The sequence below is a fragment of the Micromonospora chalcea genome, from assembly GCF_028768405.1.
GTDB classification, from domain to species: domain Bacteria; phylum Actinomycetota; class Actinomycetes; order Mycobacteriales; family Micromonosporaceae; genus Micromonospora; species Micromonospora chalcea.
In genome coordinates, this window is record NZ_CP118233.1 from 3,083,517 (window position 1) to 3,108,122 (window position 24,606).

The 24,606-nt window shown below is 73.8% G+C and carries 19 protein-coding genes and 2 pseudogenes; 12 read left to right on the forward strand and 9 right to left on the reverse strand.

Features of this window, described 5'->3' with window-relative positions; all coding sequences use genetic code 11:
- The first annotated feature begins 59 nt into the window (after positions 1-59).
- Both PVK74_RS13155 and PVK74_RS13160 read left to right on the forward strand, forming a co-directional pair.
- On the forward strand, positions 60-938 hold the full coding sequence (locus PVK74_RS13155; protein WP_274479126.1) for an oxidoreductase: 879 nt from the start codon (positions 60-62) through the stop codon (positions 936-938).
- 152 nt (positions 939-1,090) lie between these two features.
- Positions 1,091-2,101 (forward strand): aldo/keto reductase, encoded by a 1,011-nt coding sequence (locus tag PVK74_RS13160; RefSeq protein ID WP_274479127.1) that lies wholly within the window; start codon positions 1,091-1,093, stop codon positions 2,099-2,101.
- 28 nt (positions 2,102-2,129) lie between these two features.
- Here PVK74_RS13160 and PVK74_RS13165 read toward each other — a convergent pair whose 3' ends face one another.
- Together PVK74_RS13165 and PVK74_RS13170 are read right to left on the reverse strand one after the other, a co-directional pair.
- Entirely contained in the window at positions 2,130-2,678 is a 549-nt protein-coding gene (locus PVK74_RS13165; protein WP_043329330.1) for a PIN domain-containing protein, read from the reverse strand.
- An 11-nt stretch (positions 2,679-2,689) separates the two neighbouring features.
- Entirely contained in the window at positions 2,690-3,160 is a 471-nt protein-coding gene (locus tag PVK74_RS13170; protein WP_043331068.1) for a helix-turn-helix domain-containing protein, read from the reverse strand.
- A gap of 124 nt (positions 3,161-3,284) precedes the next feature.
- Between PVK74_RS13170 and PVK74_RS13175 the strand changes: the two genes are divergently transcribed.
- Positions 3,285-4,184, forward strand: coding sequence for a TIGR01777 family oxidoreductase (locus tag PVK74_RS13175; RefSeq protein WP_274479128.1), 900 nt, complete (start codon positions 3,285-3,287; stop codon positions 4,182-4,184).
- A 28-nt stretch (positions 4,185-4,212) separates the two neighbouring features.
- Here PVK74_RS13175 and PVK74_RS13180 read toward each other — a convergent pair whose 3' ends face one another.
- Complete coding sequence (locus PVK74_RS13180; protein ID WP_043329327.1) at positions 4,213-5,448, reverse strand: extracellular catalytic domain type 1 short-chain-length polyhydroxyalkanoate depolymerase; 1,236 nt, start codon at positions 5,446-5,448, stop codon at positions 4,213-4,215.
- Between the two features lie 174 nt (positions 5,449-5,622).
- Between PVK74_RS13180 and PVK74_RS13185 the strand changes: the two genes are divergently transcribed.
- The 3 genes from PVK74_RS13185 to PVK74_RS13195 all read left to right on the forward strand — a co-directional run bounded on the left by PVK74_RS13185 (position 5,623) and on the right by PVK74_RS13195 (position 8,541).
- Positions 5,623-7,431 carry a DUF6311 domain-containing protein gene (locus tag PVK74_RS13185; RefSeq protein ID WP_274479129.1) on the forward strand — a complete coding sequence of 603 codons (1,809 nt, stop codon included), beginning with the start codon at positions 5,623-5,625 and terminating at the stop codon, positions 7,429-7,431.
- 70 nt (positions 7,432-7,501) lie between these two features.
- Positions 7,502-8,143, forward strand: a complete 642-nt coding sequence (lipB, locus tag PVK74_RS13190) for a lipoyl(octanoyl) transferase LipB (RefSeq protein WP_043329324.1) — start codon at positions 7,502-7,504, stop codon at positions 8,141-8,143.
- Positions 8,144-8,148: 5 nt separating this feature from the next.
- A complete protein-coding gene (locus tag PVK74_RS13195; protein WP_113972562.1) occupies positions 8,149-8,541 on the forward strand; it encodes a VOC family protein in 393 nt (130 codons plus the stop codon).
- Positions 8,542-9,078: 537 nt separating this feature from the next.
- Here PVK74_RS13195 and aspS read toward each other — a convergent pair.
- Positions 9,079-10,365 (reverse strand): aspartate--tRNA(Asn) ligase, encoded by a 1,287-nt coding sequence (gene aspS, locus PVK74_RS13200; RefSeq protein ID WP_274479130.1) that lies wholly within the window; start codon positions 10,363-10,365, stop codon positions 9,079-9,081.
- A 357-nt stretch (positions 10,366-10,722) separates the two neighbouring features.
- On the opposite strand from aspS, the gene lipA reads away from it, so the two are divergent.
- Entirely contained in the window at positions 10,723-11,769 is a 1,047-nt protein-coding gene (lipA, locus tag PVK74_RS13205) for a lipoyl synthase (RefSeq protein WP_166456624.1), read from the forward strand.
- A 60-nt stretch (positions 11,770-11,829) separates the two neighbouring features.
- Entirely contained in the window at positions 11,830-13,470 is a 1,641-nt protein-coding gene (locus tag PVK74_RS13210) for a DUF423 domain-containing protein (RefSeq protein WP_274479131.1), read from the forward strand.
- Here PVK74_RS13210 and PVK74_RS13215 read toward each other — a convergent pair.
- Entirely contained in the window at positions 13,452-16,373 is a 2,922-nt protein-coding gene (locus tag PVK74_RS13215; protein WP_231915625.1) for an ATP-binding protein, read from the reverse strand. The two genes, PVK74_RS13210 and PVK74_RS13215, sit on opposite strands and share 19 nt — an antisense overlap.
- 113 nt (positions 16,374-16,486) lie before the next feature.
- On the reverse strand, positions 16,487-16,657 hold the full coding sequence (locus PVK74_RS13220; RefSeq protein WP_166456627.1) for a hypothetical protein: 171 nt from the start codon (positions 16,655-16,657) through the stop codon (positions 16,487-16,489).
- A gap of 215 nt (positions 16,658-16,872) precedes the next feature.
- Here PVK74_RS13220 and PVK74_RS13225 point away from each other — a divergent pair, with 215 nt between their 5' ends.
- On the forward strand, positions 16,873-17,562 hold the full coding sequence (locus PVK74_RS13225) for a DUF4191 domain-containing protein (protein ID WP_043329318.1): 690 nt from the start codon (positions 16,873-16,875) through the stop codon (positions 17,560-17,562).
- 60 nt (positions 17,563-17,622) lie between these two features.
- Here the strand turns inward: PVK74_RS13225 and PVK74_RS13230 are convergent, their stop codons facing one another.
- Positions 17,623-18,024 carry an RDD family protein gene (locus PVK74_RS13230; RefSeq protein WP_420800525.1) on the reverse strand — a complete coding sequence of 134 codons (402 nt, stop codon included), beginning with the start codon at positions 18,022-18,024 and terminating at the stop codon, positions 17,623-17,625.
- Between the two features lie 183 nt (positions 18,025-18,207).
- Here PVK74_RS13230 and glnA point away from each other — a divergent pair, with 183 nt between their 5' ends.
- Positions 18,208-19,632, forward strand: a complete 1,425-nt coding sequence (gene glnA / locus PVK74_RS13235) for a type I glutamate--ammonia ligase (RefSeq protein WP_043329312.1) — start codon at positions 18,208-18,210, stop codon at positions 19,630-19,632.
- A 58-nt stretch (positions 19,633-19,690) separates the two neighbouring features.
- On the opposite strand, the gene mptB (PVK74_RS13240) is transcribed toward glnA, so the two are convergent.
- Positions 19,691-21,178: a polyprenol phosphomannose-dependent alpha 1,6 mannosyltransferase MptB gene (mptB, locus tag PVK74_RS13240; RefSeq protein WP_274479132.1), complete on the reverse strand. Its 1,488-nt coding sequence runs from the start codon at positions 21,176-21,178 to the stop codon at positions 19,691-19,693.
- Positions 21,179-21,189: 11 nt separating this feature from the next.
- Positions 21,190-22,602 carry a polyprenol phosphomannose-dependent alpha 1,6 mannosyltransferase MptB gene (gene mptB / locus PVK74_RS13245; RefSeq protein WP_043329305.1) on the reverse strand — a complete coding sequence of 471 codons (1,413 nt, stop codon included), beginning with the start codon at positions 22,600-22,602 and terminating at the stop codon, positions 21,190-21,192.
- A 36-nt stretch (positions 22,603-22,638) separates the two neighbouring features.
- Between mptB (PVK74_RS13245) and PVK74_RS31200 the strand changes: the two are divergent.
- A pseudogene (locus PVK74_RS31200) lies at positions 22,639-23,577 on the forward strand (hypothetical protein); the annotation flags it as partial.
- 57 nt (positions 23,578-23,634) lie between these two features.
- Positions 23,635-24,309 (forward strand): annotated as a pseudogene (locus tag PVK74_RS31205) (hypothetical protein); the annotation flags it as partial.
- Positions 24,310-24,606 lie beyond the last annotated feature (297 nt).

The window sequence follows — 24,606 nt, forward strand, 5'->3', positions numbered from 1 at the left end:
CGCCTCCGTGAAACCTGTCGGCCCCGCCGCGGGGCCACACCTGAGGGATACGGGGCCACATGACCATCGACACCGTCCACGCCGGCGCGGCCGGCACCTGGCAGCTCGGCGACCTGACCGTCAACCGGATGGGCCTGGGCGCGATGCGGCTGACCGCGAACGCCGACGGCAGCCCGAGCGACCGCGACCGGGCCGTCGCCGTGCTGCGCCGCGCCGTCGAGCTTGGCGTCAACCACATCGACACGGCCGCGTTCTACTTCTCGCCGCTGCGCTCGGCGAACGAGCTGATCAACCGGGCGCTGTGGCCGTACCCGGAGGGTCTGGTCATCGTCACCAAGGTCGGGCCGGGCAAGGACCCGTCCGGGCAGTGGCTGCCGGCGGCCCGCCCGGACCAGCTGCGCGGGCAGGTGGAGGAGAACCTGCGCCAGCTCGGCCGCGACCACCTGGACGTGGTGAACCTGCGGGTGCACGGCCCGGAGCCGCTGTCCGAGCACTTCGGCGCGCTCGCCGAGCTGCGCGACGCCGGGCTGATCCGGCACCTCGGCGTCTCCGCCGTACGCCCCCACCAGGTCACCGAGGCGCGCGCCATCGCACCGGTGGTGTGTGTGCAGAACTCGTACGGCCTGGGCTACCGCCGTCAGCACGACGAGCTGATCCGCGACTGCGCCGCGCACGGCACCGCGTTCGTGCCGTTCTTCTCCCTCGTCACCAGCGGTCGGGAGGCCGGCGCGACCGGCGAGGAGCACCCGGACGTGCTCGCGGTGGCCCGGGAGCACGGCGTGACGGCGGCCCAGGTCCGGCTGGCGTGGACGCTGGCCCGCGGCCCGAACGTGCTGGCCATCCCCGGGACCGGCGACCCGGCGCACCTGGAGCAGAACGTCGCCGCCGCCGCGCTGCGCCTCTCCCCCGCCGACCTGGCCCGCCTCGACGCCGTGTGACACGTGTTAAGAAGGGGCCCTTTCACCTCGCCAGGCGTTAAGAAGGGGCCCTTCCTTACGGTCTGGGCGGCAGGAGCCGTCGACGCGCTCCTGCCCCGGCTGGCCGGAAAAGCGCTGGACTTCGAGCACACTCGAAAGTGAACACTGGGCGCATGACGACGACACGACGGCTGGGCCGCAGCGGCATCGAGGTCAGCGCGATCGGCATGGGTTGCTGGGCGATCGGCGGCCCGCTCTGGGACGGCACCCAACCGCTCGGCTGGGGCGAGGTGGACGACGACGAGTCGGTGCGTACCGTCCACCGGGCTCTCGACCTGGGCGCGACGCTGTTCGACACCTCCAGCAACTACGGCGCCGGGCACAGCGAGCGGGTACTCGGGCGCGCGCTGGCGGGCCGCCGGGACCGCGCGGTCATCGCGACCAAGTTCGGCTACCCCACCGACGAGGAGACCCGCCAGGCGCTCGGCGAGGACGCCAGTCCCGAGTACGCGCGGCGCAGCCTGGAGGGTTCGCTGCGCCGGCTCGGCACCGACCACGTCGACCTCTACCAGCTCCACCTGGGCGGTCTGCCGGTGCCACGGGCGCTGGACCTCGTCGGCACGCTGGAGGACCTGGTCGCGGAGGGGAAGATCCGGGCGTACGGCTGGAGCACCGACGACCCCGCCTCGGCACGCGCCTTCGCCGAGGCCGGACCGCACTGCGCGGCGATCCAGCACGACCAGTCGGTGCTGCGGGACAACGCGGCCATGCTCGCGGTGTGCGCGGAGTTCGACCTGGCGAGCCTCAATCGAGGGCCGCTGGCGATGGGCCTGCTCACCGCGAAGTACCAGGACGCGCCGACCGCCCGGGGCGGCCACGACGTACGCGGTGTGGCACCGGAGTGGCTGGACTGGTTCGCCGGCGGCGTACCGCGCGCCGAGTGGGCGCAGCGGGTGGCCCGGGTCCGTGCGGCGCTGACCGCCGACGGCCGCACGCTCGCCCAGGGCGCGCTGGGCTGGCTGCTCGCCCGCAGCCCGCACACGCTGCCGATTCCCGGCTGCCGGACCGTGGCGCAGGCCGAGGAGAACCTGGGAGCGCTGGCGTACGGGCCGCTGCCGCAGGCCGCGTTCGCCGAGGTGGAGCGCCTGCTCGCCGACCTGCGCACCGCCCCGGCCGACGCCTGACCGCTCTGTCCCGCCGCAGGGGGCCGCCTCAGAGGTGCCGGCGGACCTCCGCGGCGAACCGGGGCAGGCCGGTGCGTCCCAGCAGTACGAGCAGACCCGGTACGGTCGTCGGCTCCCTGCGGTAGGCGGCCGCCTGGCGGTGCAGGACGTCCAGTGTCTGCCCCGGGTAGAGGTCCAGCTGGTCGAGCAGGAAGTCGTCCGGGTGCATCGCCACGATGTCGAAGGACTTGAGCGACGCCTCGGGAAAATCACCGACGTTGAACGTGACCAGCACTTCCGCGTTCGCCCGGACGGCGGCAGCCAGCACGTGCCGGTCCTTGGGATCGTTGGACATGCCGTCGATGAGCGACTCGTACCCGCTGACCATGGCGTCCGGGAACGCCTCGGACATCTGGCCGATCCGGCGGTCGACCCGCTCCTCCGCGATGCCTCGTGCGATCAGGTTGCGTCGCAGCTCGTCAAGGACGTCCCTGGACCAGAGGGGCCGGTAGGCGGCGACCTCGGCCAGCCGCAGCAGGGTGTCGCAGAGATGCGCCGGGTAGAGGACGCAGGTGTCGAGAAAAGCCGGGAACGCCACTCAGGTCACGCTCATCTCGTCCTGCGCGGTGTGGCCGTCGCGTCGTACAGGCCGTCTTCCTCGGCTTCGGCGGTCATCCGGTCGAGCGTCCGGCGGCGTGCCTGCCGGGTCCGCTCCTGGTAGTCGAGAACGTCCCGGAGCATGACTCGCCGGTGACGGCCGCGCATCGTGTGCGGCATCTCGCCCTCGGACAGCAACCGGACCAGCGTGGGCCGGGAGATGTTGAGCAGGTCTGCCGCCTCCTGGGTCGTCAGCATCGTGTTGTGCGGTGCGATGGAGATCGCAAGCCCTTCGGACAGTGCCGTCACCACGTCCCGCAGCACTCCGTACAACTCGTCGGGGATCTCGATCTCGGACCCGTCCGGCCCGACCAGCCTGGCCCGCGCACGACCGCTGGCGCTCCGCAGTTCGTGCACGAACCGGGCCAGCTCAGCCGGGTCGTCCGGAGGAAGGACGGTACGTTCACGCAGCGCGCTGCTCATGACCACAAGGGTATCGCTATTCGAAAAAAACGCAACGCGTTCAGCGCGCGTGACGGGTGGGCGTGACGAGTGAGTGATTTCGCTCCACGCATCCGAATAGCGCCGCGTACTCGAAGATGTGAGCATGCGGATCCTCATGGCCGGCGCGTCCGGTTTCCTCGGCACCCGACTGGTCGACTGCCTCACCGCGGACGGCCACCAGGTCACCCGCCTGGTCCGCCGCCCACCACGCACACCCGCCGAGCGCCAGTGGAACCCGTCCGCCGCGCAACTGGACCCGCAGTGCGTCGCCGAGGCGGACGCGGTGGTGAACCTGGCCGGGGCCGGGGTGGGCGACAAGCGCTGGAACGACGAGTACCGGAAGCTGATCCGGACCAGCCGCGTGGACAGCACCACCACGCTCGCCATCACGATCGCCGGTCTGCCCGCCGCGGACCGGCCCGTGGTGCTGCTGAACTCCTCGGCGGTCGGCTGGTACGGCAACACCGGTGACCGCGCGGTCACCGAGGAGGCGCCGGCCGGTGAGGGGTTCCTCGCCGACGTCTGCCGGGTGTGGGAGGCCGCGACCCGGCCGGCCGAGGACGCGGGCGTACGGGTGGTGCGCCTGCGTACCGGACTGCCGCTGCACCGCGACGGCGGCCTGCTCAAGCCGCAGCTGCTGCCGTTCCGGCTCGGCGTCGGCGGCAAGCTGGGCAACGGGCGGCAGTGGCTGCCGTGGATCTCGATGCGGGACTGGCTGAACGCGGCGAAGTTCCTGCTCGACCGCGACGACGTGGCGGGCCCGGTCAACGTGGTCGGCCCGGCGCCGGTCACCAACGCCGAGTTCACCCGGGAACTCGCCCGTCAGCTGCACCGCCCCGCGATCATGCCAATCCCGGCGGTGGCGCTGAAGGTGGTGCTGGGCGGCTTCTCGCAGGAGGCGCTCACCAGCACCCGGGTGCTGCCGGGCGTACTCGACAAGTCCGGCTTTCCCTGGACGCATCCGGACCTGCCGGGCGCGCTGCGCGCCGCCCTCACGGAGTGAGCCCGCGAGGGCGGCGCGGCGTGGCCGTTCAGCAGCCGATCACCCAGTACGCGGGCCCGGTCTGCTTGAGCGTGCTCGTGTAGAAGGTGTTGTAGAGGCCCATCCGCTGCCCGCTGCCCAGCGCGTAGGCGTACCCGCCGGACTGGTAGGCCCGCCCGGCCACCACGTGCGCGTAGTTGCTGGCGGTGACGCAGACCGGCGCGCCGGTCGGCGATGGCGTGGGCGAGGGTGACGCGGTGGGCGTGGGTGACGCGGTCGCCGTCGGGGTCGGGCTCGGCGAGGCGCCGCCACCGCCGAGCCCGAAGAAGAGCGCGTCCCGGTACGTCGAACAGATGGTGTCCAGGAAGTACGCCCCGGCGGTGCCGCACTGGTCCGCGCCGGTACCCGGGTCGACGGGGGTGCCGTGGCCCATGCCGGAGACCCGGTAGAGGCGGACCTGGTCGTTGCCGTAGACCTCCAGGCTCGTGCCGGACGGCAGCGTGGACGTGCTGGTCGGGGTGGTCGACAGGCCCAGCACGTTCGTCCACTGGTCCCGGGACTCGGCGGCGTTCGCGGTCGCCACAGTGGTGTCGCTGGTGCCGTGCCAGATCGCCACCCGGGGCCGCTTGCCGGTGTAGCCGGCGTACGCGCCGCGGACCAGGTCGCCCCACTGGGCCGGGGTCTTGTCCACACCCGGGTTCATGCAGCTGAACGCGGTGACGGTGCTGGTGGCGCAGCGGTACGGGATGCCGGCGATGATCGAGCCGCCGGCGAAGACGTCGGGGTAGGCGGCGAGCATGGCCGCGCTCATCGCGCCGCCGGCGGAGAGGCCACTGACGTACACGCGGGCGCCGTCGGTGCCGTAGGTGGTCCTGGCGTAGTCGACCATCTGCTTGATCGACAGCGCCTCGCCCTGGCCGCGCGCGGTGTCACCGGTCTCGAACCAGTTGAAGCAGGAGTTGGCGTTGTTGCCGCTGGGCTGCTGCGGCGCGATGAGCGTGAACTTCCACTGGTCGGCGTACTTCTGCCAGCCGGAGTTGGCGACGTAGGTCGAGGCGTTCTGCACGCACCCGTGCAGCAGCACCACGGCGGGCGCGCCGGCCGGCAGGCCGTCCGGGCGGTACGCGTACATGGTCAGGTTTCCGGGGTTGGAGCCGAAGCCGGTGACCTGGGTGAGCGAGGCGGCCTGGGCGGGAAGGGCGGCGACCAGCGCGGTGGCCGCGGCCAGCACGACCCCGGCCGCCGCCCCGGCGACGCGGGCGATGAGGGATGAGGAGCGGGGCACGGGAACCTCCCGATCGTGGAATGTGAACTGAGTCACCTCCGGGTTGCCGCGACGTTACGGCTGTGTTTCGTCACACCGGAATGGCCGCCGCTCACACATTCACGACCGCCGAAGTGTGCGGGTGAGTTTCGTGTCCGGGCGGTCTGCCCAGGTCCGGTTGGTAACGTCCGCTGCGTGCCGTCCTCCCCGTTCCTGGCCACCGGGCCGTCGACGACCCGCGTCCGTGACCGGCGGGCCGACCTGCTGGTGACGCTCGCCGCGCTGGCCCTGGCCTTCTGGGTCACCAGCGGCATGTGGCGTGATCCGAACAGCCGTGCCATCACCGTCAACTCCAGCGACCAGGCGCTGTTCGAGTGGCTGCTGGCGTTCGGCGGGCACGCGCTCACCCACGGGGAGAACCCGCTCTACACCACGCTGATCAACGTCCCGGACGGGGTGAACCTCGCGGTGAACACCTCGATCACCGTGTACGCGGCGGTCTTCGCGCCGCTGACGTACCTGATCGGGCCGCCCGCGACGTTCCTGGTGATCCTCACGCTCAACCTCGCCGCCACCGCGGTGGCCTGGTACTGGCTGCTGAGCCGGTACCTGGTGCGCAGCCGGCTGGCCGCCGGTGTGGGGGCGCTGTTCATCGCCTTCTGCCCGGCGATGGTGTCGCACGCCAACGCGCACCTGAACTGGACCGCCGGCTGGCTGGTGCCGCTGCTGATCTGGGGCGTGTTCCGGCTGCGCCGCCCCGGCCGCGCGGTCACCGGCGGGATCGTGCTCGGGCTGCTGGTGGCGGCCGCGTTCTCGATCGCCGCCGAAGGGCTGTTCTTCACCGCGCTGGCGCTCGGCGTGTTCCTCGCCGTCTGGGCGCTGCACCCGGCCCGGTGGCCGGAGGCACGCGCCGCGCTGCCCCGGATGGCGGCCGGACTCGGAGTCACCGCGCTCGTCGCCGGAGCGCTGCTGGCGTACCCGCTCTGGCTGCACTTCCTCGGGCCGCAGCGGTTCCACGGCACCGGCTTCGATCCGCTGATCCACTCCGAGGACATCGCCGCGTACGGGTCGTACCCGCGCCGGTCGCTGGCCGGCTGGGCCGGGTGGGGCACCTCGCTGGCGCCCAACCCGACGGAGGAGAACTCGTTCTTCGGCGTACCGCTGCTCGTGCTCGGCCTGGCCTGCTTCGCGCTGCTGTGGTGGCGCGCGGACCGGGCGTTCCGGGCCACCCTCGCGGCGCTCGGGGTGACCGCGGTGGTCTTCGCGGTGCTGTCGTGGGGGCCGACGGTGAAGTGGAACGGCCGCCGTTTCGACCAGACGCTGCCGTTCGGGGTGCTGGACAACCTGCCGGTGATCAACGCGGCGCTGCCGTCGCGGCTGGCCCTTGTCGTCGCGCCGGTGATCGGCCTGCTGCTGGCGTACGCGATCGACTCGCTGCGCGCCCGGCCGCCGCGCCGCGCCATCGGCGTGGCCTGGGCGCTCGGGTTCGTCGCCGCGCTGCTGCCGCTGGTGCCGACGCCGCTGTTGACCAGCGTCCGCGAGCCGATCCCGGCGTTCATCACCAGTGGCGCCTGGCAGCGCTACGTCCCGCCCGACGGGGTGCTGACCCCGCTGCCGCTGACCGTCGACGTGTACCCGGACGGGCAGCGCTGGCAGGCGTACGCGCTGGCCCACCGGCAGGGTGAGTTCCGCATCCCGGCCGGGTTCTTCCTCGGCCCGGGCGGTCCGGAGGGCCGGGGCCGGATCGGGCCGGTGCCGCGCACCTTCGACTCGCTGATGGACCAGGCCGGCCGGACCGGGCTGGTGCCGATCATCACCGACGGCAGCATCCGCGAGTCCCGGGCGGACCTGCGCCACTGGGGCGTGCGGGCGGTGGTGCTGCCGGACCGGGTGCACGGCGCGAAGTACGACGTCGACGAGGACGCGCTGCGGCGTACCGCCACCGCGCTGCTCGGCGAGCCGGAGCGGGTGGAGGACGTCTGGCTGTGGCGGGTGCCGGACTGACCGCCACCTCGGCCCGATGGCGACGAGGCTCACGGGTCCGGTTCCCGGGGGGCGGGACTAGGCTGGACGGGTGAGCGTGACGACTTCCGGGCTGACCGCCGTCCGCGCCGGCCTGCTCGACTACCAGGCCGCCTGGGACGAGCAGCGCCGGCTGCACGAGGCGGTGGTGGCCGGCGAGCAGGGCGACACGGTGCTGCTGCTGGAGCACCCCAGCGTCTACACCGCCGGCAAGCGCACCGAGCCGTGGGACCGCCCGATGGACGGCACCCCGGTGGTGGACGTGGACCGCGGCGGGAAGATCACCTGGCACGGTCCGGGGCAGCTCGTCGGCTACCCGATCGTCCGGCTGCCCGACCCGGTCGACGTGGTCGCGTACGTCCGCCGCACCGAGCAGCTGCTGATCGACGTGTGCGCCGAGTTCGGGCTGGCCGCCGGCCGGGTCGAGGGGCGCTCCGGCGTGTGGGTGCCGGAGGACGACAGGGGCCCGGCCCGCAAGGTGGCCGCCATCGGCATCCGGGTGGCCCGCGGCGTCACGCTGCACGGCTTCTCCGTCAACTGCGACTGCGACCTGGGCTTCTTCGACCGGATCGTGCCCTGCGGCATCCGCGACGCCGGGGTCACCTCGCTGACCGCCGAGCTGGGCCGGCCGATCACCGTCGCCGACGTGCTGCCGGTGGTCGAGCGACACCTGCCGACGCTGACGCAGGTCTGAGCCCCGTGCGGCTCGACCTGGTCACGCTCGTCGTCGCCGAGTACGACCCCGCGATCGCGTTCTTCACCGAGGTGCTCGGGTTCGAGCTGGCCGAGGACAAGCCCTCGCTGACGAACGACGGCCGGCCCAAGCGCTGGGTGGTCGTACGCCCGCCGGGCGGTGGGACCGGCCTGCTGCTGGCCCGCGCCGACGGTGAGCACCAGGCCGGTGCGGTGGGCGACCAGACCCACGGCCGGGTGGGTTTCTTCCTCCAGGTCGACGACTTCGAGGCGGTGTACCGCCGGATGGCCGACGCGGGGGTCGAGTTCGTCCGGCCGCCCCGCACCGAGCCGTACGGCCGGGTCGCGGTCTTCCGCGACATCGCCGGCAACCCCTGGGACCTGCTCGGCCCGGCCTGACCGCCCGGTCCGGCCGATCGGCCCGGCCCGACCGCTCGGCGGCGCGGTGGCCGACCGGTCCGGATCGCCGTCCGCCCAGAACCGCCGCTCGCCCAGCCCCCACCCCGCCATCGGTCACGGTGAGTGACAACGCCGCGTCCGCGGCATGTGACCTCTCGCCGACTTTGCTCTGCAGCCAGATCCGCAACGATCACGCCCGGTCGACCGTTGCGCTCGTGGCTGCAGAGCAAAGGGCGCAGACACCCTTCCCTCCCTCCGGACGGCAGTCCGCCATAACCCCAGCTCAGCGCAATCCGTCGACGCCGAGGGCCTCTCGACCGCCCCGAAACAACCCTCACCGAGAGTGACCACTGGGCCGAGCGACCCCTCGTCACGCTCAGTGGCAGATCCGAACCGATTCCGGAGGTCGGCGGCGAGACCGCCGGCCCGATGCCGAGCCCGCGCCCGCCATCGGGGTCGGAACCGGGACCGGGACCGGCTAGGAGCGAGCCCGCCGCCGCGGACCGGCACGGAGCAAGCCGCGCGAGGGCGCAGCCGTCAGGGCGCGAGGCGGTGCAGGTCGCGCGGGAAGGCGACCACCTCCCGGACGTTCGCCGCGCCCGTCAGCCGCGCGACGAACCGCTCCAGCCCGATCGCGAACCCGCCGTGCGGCGGCATGCCGTGCCGGAACGCGTCCACGTACCCGGCGTACGGCTCGACCGGCTCGCCGCGCGCCGCCAGCGCGGCCAGGTAGTCGGCGTGCCGGTGCAGCCGCTGCCCGCCGGTGACCAGCTCCACGCCGCGGAACAGCAGGTCGAAACCGTTCGAGTACGCGGGCCGCGCCGGGTCCGGGTGGGTGTAGAAGGGGCGCTTCGCCATCGGATAGCCGGTGACGAAGAGGAAGTCGCTGCCGTGCTCGCGGAGCGCCCACTCCCCCAGCGCCCGCTCGTGCGCCGGGGCCAGATCGGGTTCGGAAGGTGGCGCGCCGGCGATCGTCAACGCCTCGGTGAAGTGCACCGCCGGGATCTCGGCCGGTACCTCCGGCGCCGTCACGCCGAGCGTGGCCAGCGCGCCGTCCGCCCGGTCGGCGACTGTCGCCACCATCCCGGCCAGGGTGTCCCGCAGCACCGCCATCACGTCCCGGTGGTCGGCCACGAACCCCAGCTCGACGTCGAGCGACGTGTACTGGGCCAGGTGCCGTGCGGTGTCGTGCGGCTCGGCGCGGAACACCGGCCCGACCTCGTACACCCGCTCGAAGACGCCCACCATGAGCTGCTTGTAGAACTGCGGCGACTGGGCCAGGTAGGCGGGACGGCCGAACCAGTCCAGCGCGAACACGTTCGCCCCGCTCTCGGTGGACGAGGCGACCACCTTCGGCGTGTGCACCTCGACGAAGCCCTGCCCGTCGAGCGTGGCCCGGAAGCCGGACACGGCCGCCGCCGAGATCCGCAGCGCGGCGGATCGGCTCGGGTGCCGCAGCGCGACCGGCGCGTGGTCGAGCTGGGTGGACAGGCCGGCCGTCAGCACCGGCCGGTACAGGTCGAACGGGGGCGGGACGGCGGGCGGCCCGAGCGGACGTACCGTCGGCTCGACGACCTCGACCCGGGCGGGCGCGGCGGGGTTCGCGACCACCGTGCCGACCACCTCGACGACCGTCTCCTCGGTGAGCGCCTCGACCTGCGCGCGCACGGCGGGCGCGGTGACCACCACCTGGGCGAGCCCGCCGCCGTCGCGGAGGACCAGGAAGGCCACCGACTTGAGCAGCCGGCGGCGGTGGACCCAGCCGGCGAGCCGCACGGTGGCGCCCACATGGGCGGGGAGTTGAGAGGACAGGATGCGTTGCACGACGACTACCTCCTTGACCAATCGCAACGCGATCCCCAGGGAGGTGTGGGCGAGCGGGAACCTCGCGGTGCCACCACACCTTCGCCCCCGCCGGGGCGGGAGCCTCGTTCGTCGCCTTTTCACCGGGGCCGGCCGGGCGGGCTCTACTGGGCGCACAGGCGCTGTTCTTCCCGCAGCTCGGGAGGGTCTTCACGGCCCGGCGCCAGACCGCCTCGCAGCAACCGGCGGCTCTCTCGACTGGCGGATCGGTCCGTTACTCGGCTCCGTCACAGCTCTGCCCGGCACGCTAGCACCGGGCGCCTCGCGGTGTGACCGGGATTTTTGGCCCTTCGTGTCCGGTGTCACAGCGATTCCGGGGTGACGGCCGTCGCCCGCCGTTCATCGACCGGCGCCGACCGGCGTACGCTCGGTTTTGTGACGATCGAGCAATCCGCGCCGACGACTGAGCAGCCCGCGCGCCCCGCGACGGTCGCCCCGGAGGGGCGGCGCATGCTGCGGATCGAGGCACGCAACGCCGAGACGCCGATCGAGCGCAAGCCGCCGTGGATCAAGGTCAAGGCCAAGATGGGCCCGGAGTACACCCAGTTGCGCGGGCTCGTCTCGCGCGAGGGGCTGCACACCGTGTGCCAGGAGGCCGGCTGCCCCAACATCTACGAGTGCTGGGAGGACCGGGAGGCCACCTTCCTCATCGGTGGTGACCAGTGCACCCGGCGCTGCGACTTCTGTCAGATCGACACCGGAAAGCCGGCCGAGTTCGACGCCGACGAGCCGCGGCGCGTCGCCGAGTCGGTCGCCGCGATGGGCCTGCGTTACGCGACCATCACCGGTGTCGCCCGCGACGACCTGCCCGACGGTGGCGCCTGGCTCTACGCCGAGACGGTCCGGCAGATCCACGCGCTGCAGTCCGGCTGCGGTGTCGAGCTGCTGATCCCCGACTTCAACGCCGTACCCGAGCAGCTCGCCGAGGTGTTCGGCTCGCGGCCCGAGGTGCTGGCGCACAACGTGGAGACGGTGCCGCGCATCTTCAAGCGGATCCGCCCGGCGTTCCGCTACGAGCGTTCGCTCGACGTGATCCGCCAGGCCCGCGCCGACGGCCTGGTCACCAAGAGCAACCTCATCCTGGGCATGGGCGAGGAGCGCGCCGAGGTGTCCCAGGCGCTGCGCGACCTGCACGAGGCGGGCTGCGAGCTGATCACCATCACGCAGTACCTGCGCCCCTCCCCCCGGCACCACCCGGTCACCCGCTGGGTCAAGCCGGAGGAGTTCGTCGAGCTGCGCGAGGAGGCCGAGGAGATCGGCTTCGCGGGCGTGATGAGCGGCCCGCTGGTCCGTTCGTCGTACCGCGCGGGCCGCCTCTACCAGCAGGCGCTCGACGCCCGCCGGGAGGTCGTCGCCGCCGGCTGAGGCCGGCCGTCGACCGCGTCACCCGCCGCCGGCCGCCCGCCGGATGCCATGATCACAGGCATGACCGCCGGGGTACGCGAGGAGCCACGCGAGACCGTGCGCTCCCGTACGCCCCGGCGGCTGCCGTTGCCGACGCTGCTCGCCGTGCTCGTCGGGTTCGCCGCTGTGGGCTACCGGCTGGCGCTGCTGTTCGCCGACGTGCCGCCCACCAACAGCGACGAGGCGACGATGGGGCTGGCCGCCCTGCACATCGCCCGGGGCGACGGCTTCCCGGTGTGGTTCTACGGCCAGGCGTACATGGGCACGCTGGAGGCGTACCTGGCCGCGCCGCTGATCGCGCTGGCCGGACCGTCGGTGCTCGTGCTGCGGCTGCCCACGCTGGCGCTGTACGCGTTGTTCCTGCTGCTGTCCTGGCGGCTGACCCGGCGGCTCGGCGGTGACCGCTGGTACGCCCTGCTGGTCGTCGCCGTGCTGGCGCTCGGCGCGGACCGCGTGGTGAAGAACCAGCTCATCGCCGGTGGCGGCTATCCGGAGCTGAACCCGGCCGGCGCGGCGCTGGCGCTGCTCACCGTCGGGCTCTGCGTGACCGGGGCGGGCGCGCGGCTGCCCCGCTGGGCGGCCTGGGGGCTGATCGCCGGAGTGCTGCTCTGGGTGGACCCGCTGATCCTGCCGTACGTGCTGACGCTCGGCGCGCTGCTGGTGGCGTGGCGGTGGCGGGAACTGGCCGGCCGGGCCGGCGTGGTGCTGGCCGGGGCGCTGCTGCTGGGTACGGCGCCGATGCTCGTGGACAGCCTCCGGCACGGCCGCAACCCGGTGAGCGCGGTGCTGGCGGCCGGTGGTACGGGCGCGTCGGCGGACTGGGCCGACCGGCTGTACGGCGGGCTGGTGCTCGGGCCGCCGCTGGCGATGGGCTTCTGCTCGCCCGGCCGGTGCGCCACCTGGCAGCTCTGGTGGGCGCTCGCGTTCCCGGTGCTGTTGCTGCTGGCCGCGTTCACCGCGTGGCACACCCTGCGACGAACCTGGGGCGGTCCACGCTCGGTGGAGCGGGTGTCGGCCGGGGTGCGGCTGGCGCTGCTCGGCGGCGCGGCCGGGGTCCTCGCCGCGTACGCGCTCAGCAACGCGGCCGGGCGGACACCGATCGAGAGCAGCCGGTACCTGTCGTGCCTGGCGGTCGCGGTGCCCGCCCTGCTCTGGCCACTGTGGCAGGCCGTCCGCCCACTCGCCGAGGTGGAGTCGATCAAGGCGACCGGCGGGCGGGCGGCCGGGGCTAGGGCCCGCGTGGCGGGTGTCGGGGCGGTGGCGGTGCTCGCAGGTGTGCTCGGAACCGGCGCGGCGGCCACAGTGGAGGTGATCCGGGCGGCCCCGGCCGTGCACGCCGAGGCCGACCGGCACCGCTCGCTCGTGGACACGCTCGGCGCGCTCGGCGTCCGGCACGTACGCGGCGGCTACTGGACGTGCAACCGGCTCACCTACGCCACCGGCGAGAACGTGCTCTGCGCCGTGGTCGAGGACGACCTGCGCCCCGGATTCGACCGGCTGCCCGCGTACCGGCGGGAGGTGGCCGCCGACCCGGACGCCGCCTGGGTGGCGCTCGCCGGCTCGCCGCTGGCCGCCCGGCTGGACGCGCGCCTCGGCCCCGAACCGGGCGCGCTCGACGTCGTCACGGTCGCCGGCTGGCGGATCTACCTGCCACGCCGCTGACGCAGGCCCGGTGGCGGGTCGAGCAGACCGAGGCGGTGGGCCAGCGCGGCGGCCTCCACCCGGTTGGTCACGTCCAGCTTGGCGATGATCCGGGACACGTGCACGCTCGCCGTCTTCGGCGAGATGAACAGCCGCTCGGCGATGCGGCTGTTGCTGTGCCCCTCGGCCACCAGCCGCAGCACCTCCCGTTCCCGGCTGGTCAGCAGGTCCGGCCCGGGTCGCCCGGTGCCGCGCAGCCCGACCCGGCGGGCCAGCGTCGCCGCCTGCTCGCCCAGCGGGGTGGCGCCCAGCCGGGCGGCCACCTCGACCGTCTCCCGTACCGCGGCGGCCACGTCGTCCCGCTCGCCCGCCGCGGCGGCCGCCTCGGCCAGCCCGAGCAGCGCCCGGCCCAGCGGGTACGGCTGCCCGGCCGTCCGCCACGCCGCCACCGCCGCCCGCCACTGCGCGAGCGCCCCGGCGGGACCGGTGGGCGCGAGCCCGGCCAGGACTGCGGTGACGTGCGCCGCGTACGCCTGTTCGGCCGGATGCCGGGCGGGCAGCGCGGCGGCCCTGGTGGACACGTCGGCGGCGAGCGTCGCGTCACCGGTCAGCGCGGCGGTACGCGCCACCGCGCCGAGCACCGGCCAGCCCTCGCGCGGCAGGTCGGCCAGGTGCGGGTCGGCCAGGGCGGCGCGCGCCGCGCGTACCGCTTCCAGCTTGTCGTCAGCGGCGAGCGCGGCCTCCACGCGCAGCTCGTGCAGCGGCAGCCGGTGGTTGGGCCACAGGTAGGGGCGGCTGAGGAACGCCAGCGCCCGCCCGACGACCTCGTCGGCGGCGGGGTGGGCGCGGGCCAGGTGCAGCCCGGCGCGCAGTTGCAGCCAGTGCAGACCGGAGACGCCCGGCGGGTCGATGCGGGCCGCCTCGGCGCAGGTGGCGTCCGCCTCGTCCCAGCGGCCCAGCGCGATCAGCGCCTCGGCCCGGTTCGACAGCAGGTACGCCCCGATCGAGCGGCTGATGCCGACCCGGCGCGCCTCGGTCACCCCGGCCGCGGCCGCCTGCTCGGACTCGTCGTAGCGGCCCAGCTCGTAGAGCACGTCGGAGAGGAAGACCAGCGCGCTGACCAGGGCCCACGAGTCACCGGCGGCACGGGCCCGCGCCTCGACCCGGCGCAGCTCGGCCAGCCCGCGCTCCGGCGTGCCGTCGAGGCGGTGCAGCAGGGCGATCCGGGTGGGCAGCAGCACCAGGTCGGTGCCGACCTCGGACGCGCCGGCCGCGGCTTCGGCGGCCACCGTGGCGGCCTCGCGCGGGTCGACCTTCATCAGGTGCGACGCGATGTCGGCCAGCACGGCGAACCGTTCCGGGCCGTCGGGGGCGCCGGCCGCCAGCCGGTACGCCTCGCGCAGCTCAGCCGCGCCGTCGCTCTTGCCGAGCAGCGCGAACAGCCGGCCCCGGTGGTCGAGCAGGCGGGCGGCACGCAGCGGTTCGGCGTCGGAGTCGACCTCGGCCAGCGCGGCCCGGGTGAGCGTGAGCGCGCGGCTGAGGTCACCGGCGGTGACCGCGGCGGTGAGCGTGTCCTCCAGTACCCGCAGGTGGTCCATGCCGAGCCGGTCGGCGGCGTCGGGCACCTGCTCCCACAGTTCGAGGACGCGCTCCAGCAGCCGGCTCTGCTCGGCGTACGCGTACCGTTCGGCGGCTGCCTCGGCGGCGACCCGGGCGGCGGTGAGCGCGCGCGGGTGGTCGTGCGCCGCGTACCAGTGGTGGGCGATCTCGGCCGGGGCGCGACCGGCGGCGACCAGGTGGGGTTGGGCCTCGATCGCGGCGGCGTACCGGGCGTGCAGCCGGGCGTGCTCGCCGGGCAGCAGGTCGTCGTGCACCGCCTCGCGGACCAGCGCGTGCCGGAACTCGTAGTCGCCGTCCGGGTCGGCCACCACGAGCTGACCGGCGACGGCGGCGCGCAGCGCGTCCTCCAGTTCGGCCTCGGGCAGGCCGGCCACCTCGGCGAGCAGCTGGTGGGCGAAGCGGGTGCCGCCGGCGGCGGCGATCCGCAGCACCCGCTGGGCCGGCTCGGGCAGCCGGTCGACGCGGGCCAGCAGCAGGTCGCGCAGCGTCTCCGGGATGGTGGCGCAGCCGACCGGGCCACCGGCGGCGGCCAGCTCCTCGATGAAGAACGGGTTGCCCTGGGTGCGTTCGTGCACGTCGTCCACGGTCCGGGCGAACTGCTCGACACCGAGCAGGTCGGCGAGCACGGCGGCGGTGCCGTCGCGGTCGAGGCGGCCCAGCTCGATCCGGTCCACGCCGCGGACCCGGTCCAGCTCGGCGAGGAACGGCCGCAGCGGGTGCCCGCGGTGCAGCTCGTCGGTGCGGTACGTGCAGACCACCAGCAGGCGGGTGGCGCGGGCGGCCCGCACCAGGAAGCCGATCAGGTCGCGGGTGGAGCGGTCGGCCCAGTGCAGGTCCTCGATCACCAGCACCAGCGGGCGTTCCTCGGCGATGCGCCGGAACAGGTCGGCGACCAGGTCGAACAGGTAGCCGCGCGGGGTGTCAGCGAGGGCCGGCCCGGCGGGCGCGGCGACGCCTGCGGGCATCCGGGCCAGCTCGGGCAGCAGCCGCGCGAACTCCGCCTCGTAGCCGGCGAACGCGGCCGGCCCGTCGTGGCGCAGCACGTCGCGCAGCGCGGCCGCGAACGGGGCGAACGGCAGGCCGGCCTCGCCCAGTTCCAGGCACTGGCCGACCAGCAGCCGCGCCCCGGCCGTGTGGACGTGCGTGCCGAACTCCTCCAGCAGCCGGGTCTTGCCGACCCCGGCCTCGCCGCCGACGAGCACGGTCGTCGGGTCGCCGGAGCGTGCCCGGGCCAGCGCGTCGCCGAGCACTGTCAGCTCGGGCCGGCGGCCGACGAGGACGGTGCTGGCGGCGCGTACTGTCACGCCGTCGAGCATGCCACGGCCCCCCGACGGCCTCGCCTGGCCGATCGGGCGGTCGGTGGCCGCCGGCCCGGCCGCCCCCGTGACGGCCGGACCGGCGACGACCGCCGGCGCGGTCACCGGCGGGCGTCGGTGATGCGGGCGTGGTGCTGTCGGCGGCTCAGCCAGCCGCGCGGGTGCCGTCGGGGCAGCGACCGGGCCAGCCGGTCCTGCGCCGCGTCGGCCTGCAGTTCGGAGGCGTGGCTGCGGTGGATGCTGAGGATGAACTCCGCGTCGTTGCCGAACATGTCGGATCTCCCTGTCGTGGGTCTGTCGTCGCTGTCGAGATCCACTTTTCGCGCGAAGGTGCCCCCGGCACATGGGTACGCCGCCTGATCTTTGCCCCCGCCGCCTCCTTACCTGAGGGCCGACGAGGGGCCGCGCGGCCGTAAGGTACTCAGCCCGCTCCGGAAGAGGCGGCCACGGATCAACGTGACGTGCGCCGACCACTAGACTCTGCGGCATGGCAAAGCCCCAGGAGAAGGTCTCGTTCGGCCAGCGGCTGAAGCAGATCGGGATGGTGTTCCGGTTCACCGCCAAGCAGGACAAGTGGTTCGCGCCGCTGACGGCGGCGGCGGTGCTGATCCCGCTCGCGCTCACCGTGGTCGCGGTGATCGCCTGGGGCTGGATCTGGTTGCCGATCGGCATCCTGCTCGCCCTGCTGGCCGTGCTGATCGTGCTCAACCTGCGCTCCAACAAGGCGATGATGAACGCCGCGGAGGGGCAGCCGGGCGCGGCGGCGCAGATCATGGAGAGCATGCGCGGCGACTGGCGGGTCACCCCGGCGGTCAGCTCCACCACGCAGATGGACATGGTGCACCTGGTGGTGGGCCGCCAGGGCGTGATCCTGCTGGCCGAGGGGAACCCGCAGCGTGTGCGTGGCCTGCTCGGCCAGGAGAAGCGCCGGCTGGCGAAGGTGATCGGCACGGCGCCGCTGCACGACTACGTGATCGGGCAGGGCGAGGGTGAGCTGCCGGTCCGCAAGCTGCGGATGACGCTGATGCGGCTGCCCCGCGCCCTGTCCCCGAAGGACGTCAACGCCCTCGACAAGCGGCTCAAGGCGCTGACCGCGCGGCCGCAGATGCCCAAGGGCGCGGTCCCGAAGAACATGCGGCCGCCGCGTGGCGCGTTCCGGCAGACCCGGGGTCGCTGACCTTCGGCGTACGCGAGAAGGAGCCGGTCCCGTGCGGGGCCGGCTCCTTTCTCGTGCGGGTCAGCGGCGCGGGGCGTCGGTGACGACGGCGCCGGCGAGCCGGTCGTGCAGGCCGCGCTTGTGCTCGTCCATGAGCAGGGCCGGCACGACGAGGGCCAGCAGGAGTCCGCGCAGCAGCCCGCGGAGCAGCCCGATCCGGCCGCCGTCGGCCCAGGCGACGCAGCGCAGCCGGGTCAGGTACATGCCGGGGGTCTGGGCGAACAGGCCGATGAAGAAGCCGTACTCCAGGATCAGCACCAGGACCGGCGGCCAGCCGTCGCGGACCGGGTCGGAGAAGGCCCGGGCGACCATCAGGCACAGCACCCAGTCGATGATCAGGGCGCCGAATCGGCGGCCGAGGCTGGGCGGGGTGAAAGCGGGATCGGTGGCGGGCGGCACCGGTGTGGCGGCGGTATCGGTCACAGCGGCCAGGGTAGCGCCGCCGCGACCCCCAACGAAAATTCCGACATTCCGCACCAGACAGCGCTAGGATGACGCTCCGCAAGCGACGTAACACGGCGGAAACAGACGAGACACGGCAGGGCAACCCCCCGGCCATAGCGTCGCCAGTAGTTAGCTACCGGAGTGGACCTGCCAGGAGGACGTGTGTTCGCCAATTCCGAGGAACTCCTGCGATACCTCGCCAACGAGGACGTGAAGTTCGTCGACGTACGTTTCTGTGACCTGCCCGGCGTGATGCAGCACTTCAACCTGCCGGTCGAGTCGTTCGACGACAGCGTGTTCACCGACGGCCTCGCCTTCGACGGCTCCTCGATCCGCGGGTTCCAGGCCATCCACGAGTCCGACATGCTCCTGCTGCCGGACGTCGCCACCGCCTTCATCGACCCGTTCCGCACGCAGAAGACCCTCGCGCTGAACTTCTTCATCCACGACCCGTTCACCCGCGAGGCCTACTCCCGCGACCCCCGCAACGTCGCCAAGAAGGCCGAGGCCTACCTCGCCGCCAGCGGCATCGCCGACACCGCCTACTTCGGCGCCGAAGCCGAGTTCTACATCTTCGACTCCATCCGCCACGAAACCTCCGCCCACCAGTCGTTCTACTACATCGACTCGATCGAGGGCGCCTGGAACAGCGGCCGGATCGAAGAGGGCGGCAACCGCGGCTACAAGACCGCCTACAAGGGCGGCTACTTCCCGGTGCCCCCGGTGGACCACTACGCCGACCTGCGCGACCGGATCGTGCGGCGCCTCGTCGACGGTGGCTTCACCGTCGAGCGGTCGCACCACGAGGTCGGCACCGCCGGCCAGTCGGAGATCAACTACAAGTTCTCCACGCTGCTGCACGCCGCCGACCAGCTCCAGCTGTTCAAGTACATCGTCAAGAACGAGACCTGGGCCGCGGGCAAGACCGCCACGTTCATGCCCAAGCCGCTGTTCGGCGACAACGGCTCCGGCATGCACACCCACCAGAGCCTGTGGCGCGGCGGCGAGCCGCTGTTCTACGACGAGACCGGCTACGCCGGCCTGTCCGACACCGCCCGCTGGTACATCGGCGGCCTCCTGCACCACGCCCCCTCGCTGCTGGCCTTCACCAACCCGACGGTGAACTCCTACCGTCGTCTGGTGCCCGGCTTCGAGGCCCCGGTGAACCTGGTCTACTCGCAGCGCAACCGCTCCGCGTGCACCCGCATCCCGGTCACCGGCAGCAACCCGAAGGCCAAGCGCGTCGAGTTCCGGGTGCCGGACCCGTCCAGCAACCCGTACCTGGCGTTCTCGGCGATGATGATGGCCGGCCTCGACGGCATCAAGAACAAGATCGAGCCGCCGGCGCCGATCGACAAGGACCTGTACGACCTCCCGCCGGAGGAGTGGGGCGACGTCAAGCAGGTCCCGGGCTCGCTGCCGGAGGTGCTCACCGCGCTCGAGGCCGACCACGACTACCTGCTCGACGGCGGCGTGTTCACGCCGGACCTGATCTCGACCTGGGTCGAGTGGAAGCGGGCCAACGAGGTCGACCCGGTGCGCCTGCGCCCGACCCCGCACGAGTTCGCGATGTACTTCGACTGCTGAGCGCTCTCGTCAGCACCGGCCGGGCCGGCTCCGCGATGGCGGAGCCGGCCCGGCCGTTTCACGCGGCTCGGCGGCGCAGTGCCGCCCGGACTCCGGCCACCGCGACGACCACCACCAGCACCGTCATCAGCACCGCGCCGGGCGCCTTCGTGAACCGGGCCAGGTTGGTGCCGTCGGGCAGCGTGAGCAGCGAGACCGCCGCGCAGGGGGCCACGAACCACACCTCCCGGGCCAGCGGCACCGCCGCGACCGCGAGCAGCGTCAGCGGCCAGATCGCGTACCAGGGGTGGAAGACCGGCGCGAGCAGCACGGTGGCGGCGAGCGCCAGTCCCGCGCCGAGCAGCGCCACCCGGGGCCGGGCCACTGTCAGCCGGGCCACCCGCTGCCGGGCGTCGTTGAGCCGCCGCAGCGTCGTCCACGCCCGCCACCAGAGCGCGACGAGCGTCCCGGCCAGCAACGCCAGCGCGACGGCGCGCACCACCGGGACCGCCCGGGGCCGCCGCCCGGCCAGCTCACCGGCGTAGTCGATGACGAACCCGATCGCTGTGGGCGGCGAGGTCCACTGCTGCGAGTCGCCGCTGTGGCCGAGTCCGCCGATCCAGCCCAGCCCGAGGCCGGTGGCGAGCGAGACGACGAGCAGCGTGCCGAGCACCGACGCGGCCAGTTGCCCGCCGTCGCGCAGCAGCGCCCGCCAGGTGTAGCGGCCGAGCACGGCGGCGAGCGCCGCGAACGGCAGCGCCACCACCGCGACCGCCTTCACCGCCACCGCCAGGCCGAGCAGCACCCCGGCCACCAGCAGCGCGCGCGGCTTGCCCGGCAGGCGGACCAGCACCAGCAGGCCGAGCAGGAGCAGGCCGAGCGCGAGCGCGTCGTTGTGCGCGCCGGCCACCAGGTGGATGCCGACCAGCGGGCACGCGAGCACCAGCCAGGCGGCGCGGCGGGTGGGCACCCCGGCGGCGCGGGCCAGACCGGGCAGGCAGAGCGCGGTCAGCAGCACCCCGGCCACCGCGACCAGGCGCAGCGCCACGACGGTCCCGATCAGGCCGCCACCGGCGAGGACGGCGAGCCCGGCCAGCAGCACGAAGAACGGCCCGTACGGCGCCGGGGTGTCCCGCCAGATCGGCGACACCGAGTCGGTCCACGGGCAACCGGCCGCCGCGACCCCCACCCGGTACGGGCTGAGGCCCTGCGTCCACGTCCAGCCCTGGCAGGCGTACGAGTAGACGTCGCGGCTGCCGATCGGCGGCGCGGCGAGCAGCGGCAGCGACCAGAGCCCGACGGTCACGTACGCCCACCGGCCGGACGGCGCGCCCCACCGCAGCGACCACCAGGCGCCGACCAGCAGCAGCGTCCCGGCCAGCCAGCAGCCGAGCGTCAGCGGCCCGTTCGGGGCCGCCCAGATCGCGGCGAGCGTGCTGCGCGGGGGCGGGCCGGGCAGCGCGCCGCCGAGCCACCCGGCGACGGTGAGCAGCACCGCCCCGGCGAGACCGGCGTAGCGGGCGACGGCGGCGGCGATCGGCCGGACCGGTCCGTCGACCTCGCTCACCGGCACACTCCTCAGTCCGCGGGAACCGGCTGCCGGCCCTTGCGAGCCGACCGTACCAACCAGACGACCACGCCGATCACGAACAGCGTCATCAGCGGCGCACCGGGCATCTTGCTGTACCGGGCCAGCCCGGTTCCGTCGGCGAGCACCAGGAACGACGACACCACGGTGACGATCGAGAACCAGAGCGTGCGGTGCGCGGTGGCGGCCAGCACCGCCAGCGGCCACAGCCAGTACCAGGGGTGGAACAGCGGGGACAGCGCGACGGTGGCGGTGAGCGCGAGCGCGGCGTGCCAGAACGGCTCACCGCGACGCAACGAGCGGAACCACAGCCAGATCAGCACCCCGACCAGCACGACCATGCCGATCGCCCGGGTCACCGGCAGCGCGTCGACGTGCACCCCGAACGGCGCCAGCAGATAGCCGACGGTCTGCCCCACCGCTGTCGGCGGCGACGTCCAGGCCACCACCAGGCTGCCCTGCTCCAGCCCGCTGATGAACCCCAGCCCCAGGCCGGAGACGAGCGTCACCCCGGCCAGCGCCACGAGCGATCCGCCGACCACCCACCCGCCGTCGCGGACCAGCGACCTGATCCGGTACGCCCCGACGATGGCGGCGAGCGCGGCGAACGGCATCACGACCAGCGCGGTGACCTTGACGGCGGCTGCCAGTCCGAGCAGCGCCCCACCGGCGAGCAGCGGCCAGGGCCGCCCCGGCCGGGCCGCCACCACTGCCAGCCCGGCCACGAGCAGGCCGATCATCAGCGCGTCGTTGTGCGCGCCGGATATCAGGTGCACGGGCACCAGCGGGCTGGCCAGCGCCAGCCACAGCGCCCGCCGCGGCGGCACCCCGCAGCGGCGGGCCAGCACCGGCAGCGCCCACGCGGTGAGCGCCACCCCGGCCACGGCGAGCAGCCGGAACAGCGCGACCGCGCCGAGCAGCGACCCGGTCGCCTCCACCACCGCACCGGCGAGCAGCACGAACAGCGGCCCGTACGGCGCCGGGGTGTCCCGCCAGATGTAGGAGATGGTGTCCAGCCAGGGGCAGGGCAGCGCCGACACGCCCTGCTCGTAGGGGTTGATCCCGGCCGAGAAACTGGCGCCCTGGCAGGCGTACGCGTACACGTCCCGGCTGCCCAGCGGCGGCGCGACGAGCATCGGCAGCAGCCACAGCGCCACTGTGACCAGCACCCAGCGCGACGACGGCACCCGGTCCCGCAAAGACCACCACGCCCACGCCAGCAGCCCGGTGCCGACCAGCCACAACCCGATGATCAGCGGCCCGTTCGGGCCCTGCCAGATGCTGACCGGGGTGGGACGCAACTCGCCGTCGGGCAGGGCGCCGCCGAGGAACGCGGCCACGGCGAGCAGCACCGAACCCGCCAGGCCGATCCAACGCGAGAGGTGGTGAGGCACGCCCGACATGCTGCCAGTACGGTGGTTCGCGATCAGGAGGTGGGCATGCGGGGCGGTCGGGTGGTGGCGGTGTCCGCCGCGTTCGCGCTCGTCCTCGCCGTGCTCCACCTCACGCTGCCGGTCACCGGCTCGGACCTGTCCGCCCAGGTCGCCCGCGCCGACTTCTTCGCCGCGCACCCGTCCGCCCTGGTCGACCTGCGCTGGTACGGCGGCGTGCACCCGTGGGGCTACAGCCTCGTCTCGCCGCCGCTGATGGCGCTGCTCGGCGTACGCGTCACCGGCGCGCTGGCCCTGCTCGCCTCCGCCACCGCGTTCGCCGCCCTGCTGGTGCGGACCCGGGTGCCCCGACCGCTGCTCGGCAGCCTGGTCGGCGTGGTCACGATCGCCGGCAACCTGGTCTCCGGCCGGGTCACGTACGCCCTCGGCGTCGCGTTCGGCCTGGCCGCGCTGCTCGCGCTCACCGTGCCCGCCCGACGTGCTGCCGCCGTCGACGCCTCCGGCACCGATGCCGGTGCGGCCGGTGCCGCTGCTGGTCCTGCCGGCCCCGGCGCGCCGGCCTCCCCCGTCGGCATCTGGGCGGGCCGGAGCGTCTGGGCGGCCGTCGCCGCCGTGGTCGCCGCGCTGCTCGCCTCCGCGGCCAGCCCGGTGGCCGGGCTGTTCGTCGGGCTCGCCGGCGTCGCGCTGCTGCTGAGCCGCCGGTACGCCGACGGCCTGCTGCTCGCCGTACCCGCGGCCGGGCCGCTCGCCGTGACCGGGCTGCTGTTCGGCGAGGGCGGCTGGATGAACATCAGCCGCACCGACACCGTGCACGCCGTGGTGACGAGCCTGCTGGTCGCGGCGCTCGTGACGTACCGGCCGGTGCGGGTGGGCGCGCTGCTGTCCGCGGCCGGGGTGCTGGCGTCGGCGTTGCTGCCCACCCCGGTCGGGCTGAACGCCACCCGCCTGGTGGTGATGTTCGCGCTGCCGCTGCTGGCCGCCGCGGCGACGCCACCGGCGAGGCTGGGCATCCCCCGGTTGCCCCGGACCGCCGGTGCGGCCGGGCTGGCCGCGCTGCTCGCTGTCGTCTGCTGGTGGCAGCCGCCGGTGGTCACCGCCGACCTGCGCAGCGCCGACGATCCGACGGCCGACCCGGCGTACTTCGCGCCGCTGCGCGCGGAACTGGCCCGGCGCGGGCTCACCGGACGGGTGGAGGTGCCGCCGACCCGCAACTACTGGGAGGCGGCCCGGATGGGCGAGGTGCCACTGGCCCGGGGCTGGCTTCGCCAGGCCGACATCGACCGCAATCCGCTGTTCTTCACCACGGTGCCCGGCGCGGACGGCACCGGCATTCCGCTGACCCCCGTCACCTACCGGGACTGGCTGGCCGACAACGCGGTGCAGTACGTGGCAGTGCCCGACGCCGAGTTCTCCTGGGTGGGGCGATCCGAGGCGGAGCTGGTGGAGACGGGCCTGCCGTACCTGACCGAGGTCTGGTCGGACCGGCACTGGAAGCTGTACGCGGTGGCCGAGCCCACCCCGGTCGTCGGCGCGCCGGGTGAGCTGATCAGCCAGGACGGCGCCTCGATCACCTTCCGCGCCCCCGCCCCCGGCCCGATCCCGATCCGGGTCCGCCACGATCGCTGGCTGACCGCCTCAGGCGGCGCCGAAGTCACCCAAGACGGCAAGTGGACAACGGTGACGGTCCCCCGAGAGGGCACCTACACCCTCACAAGCTGATCCCGGCGGAGATCTTGGTACGAAATGGCCCCCATAGGGGCCGTTCCCTACCAAGATCTCTCGGCTTTCCTGAGATTCGGAAAGCATTTCTCGCGTGTCGGGACCAGCAGCGGCAGCGGAGGCGAGGGCGGCCATCGAGGTCCCGGCATCCCGTGGCACCGGGCTGGACCGCCTCGCCCTCTGACCGCCTCCCCGCTGCCGACGACAGGCGACGCAGCTAGGCATTACAGCTAGGGCCGCAAGTGCAAGATCGACGTTGGGACCGGGCGGGGCGAGGTCGAGGGCGGGACGGGGCAC

What these genes read in the sequence shown, in the direction of transcription:
- PVK74_RS13225 (WP_043329318.1), top strand. Translation starts at nt 16,873, where the DNA reads ATGGCAAAGCCCCAGGAGAAGGTCTCGTTCGGCCAGCGGCTGAAGCAG.
- mptB (WP_043329305.1), bottom strand. Translation starts at nt 22,602, where the DNA reads ATGTCGGGCGTGCCTCACCACCTCTCGCGTTGGATCGGCCTGGCGGGT.
- PVK74_RS13170 (WP_043331068.1), bottom strand. Translation starts at nt 3,160, where the DNA reads ATGAGCAGCGCGCTGCGTGAACGTACCGTCCTTCCTCCGGACGACCCG.
- PVK74_RS13175 (WP_274479128.1), top strand. Translation starts at nt 3,285, where the DNA reads ATGCGGATCCTCATGGCCGGCGCGTCCGGTTTCCTCGGCACCCGACTG.
- PVK74_RS13220 (WP_166456627.1), bottom strand. Translation starts at nt 16,657, where the DNA reads ATGTTCGGCAACGACGCGGAGTTCATCCTCAGCATCCACCGCAGCCAC.
- PVK74_RS13160 (WP_274479127.1), top strand. Translation starts at nt 1,091, where the DNA reads ATGACGACGACACGACGGCTGGGCCGCAGCGGCATCGAGGTCAGCGCG.
- PVK74_RS13210 (WP_274479131.1), top strand. Translation starts at nt 11,830, where the DNA reads ATGACCGCCGGGGTACGCGAGGAGCCACGCGAGACCGTGCGCTCCCGT.
- PVK74_RS13155 (WP_274479126.1), top strand. Translation starts at nt 60, where the DNA reads ATGACCATCGACACCGTCCACGCCGGCGCGGCCGGCACCTGGCAGCTC.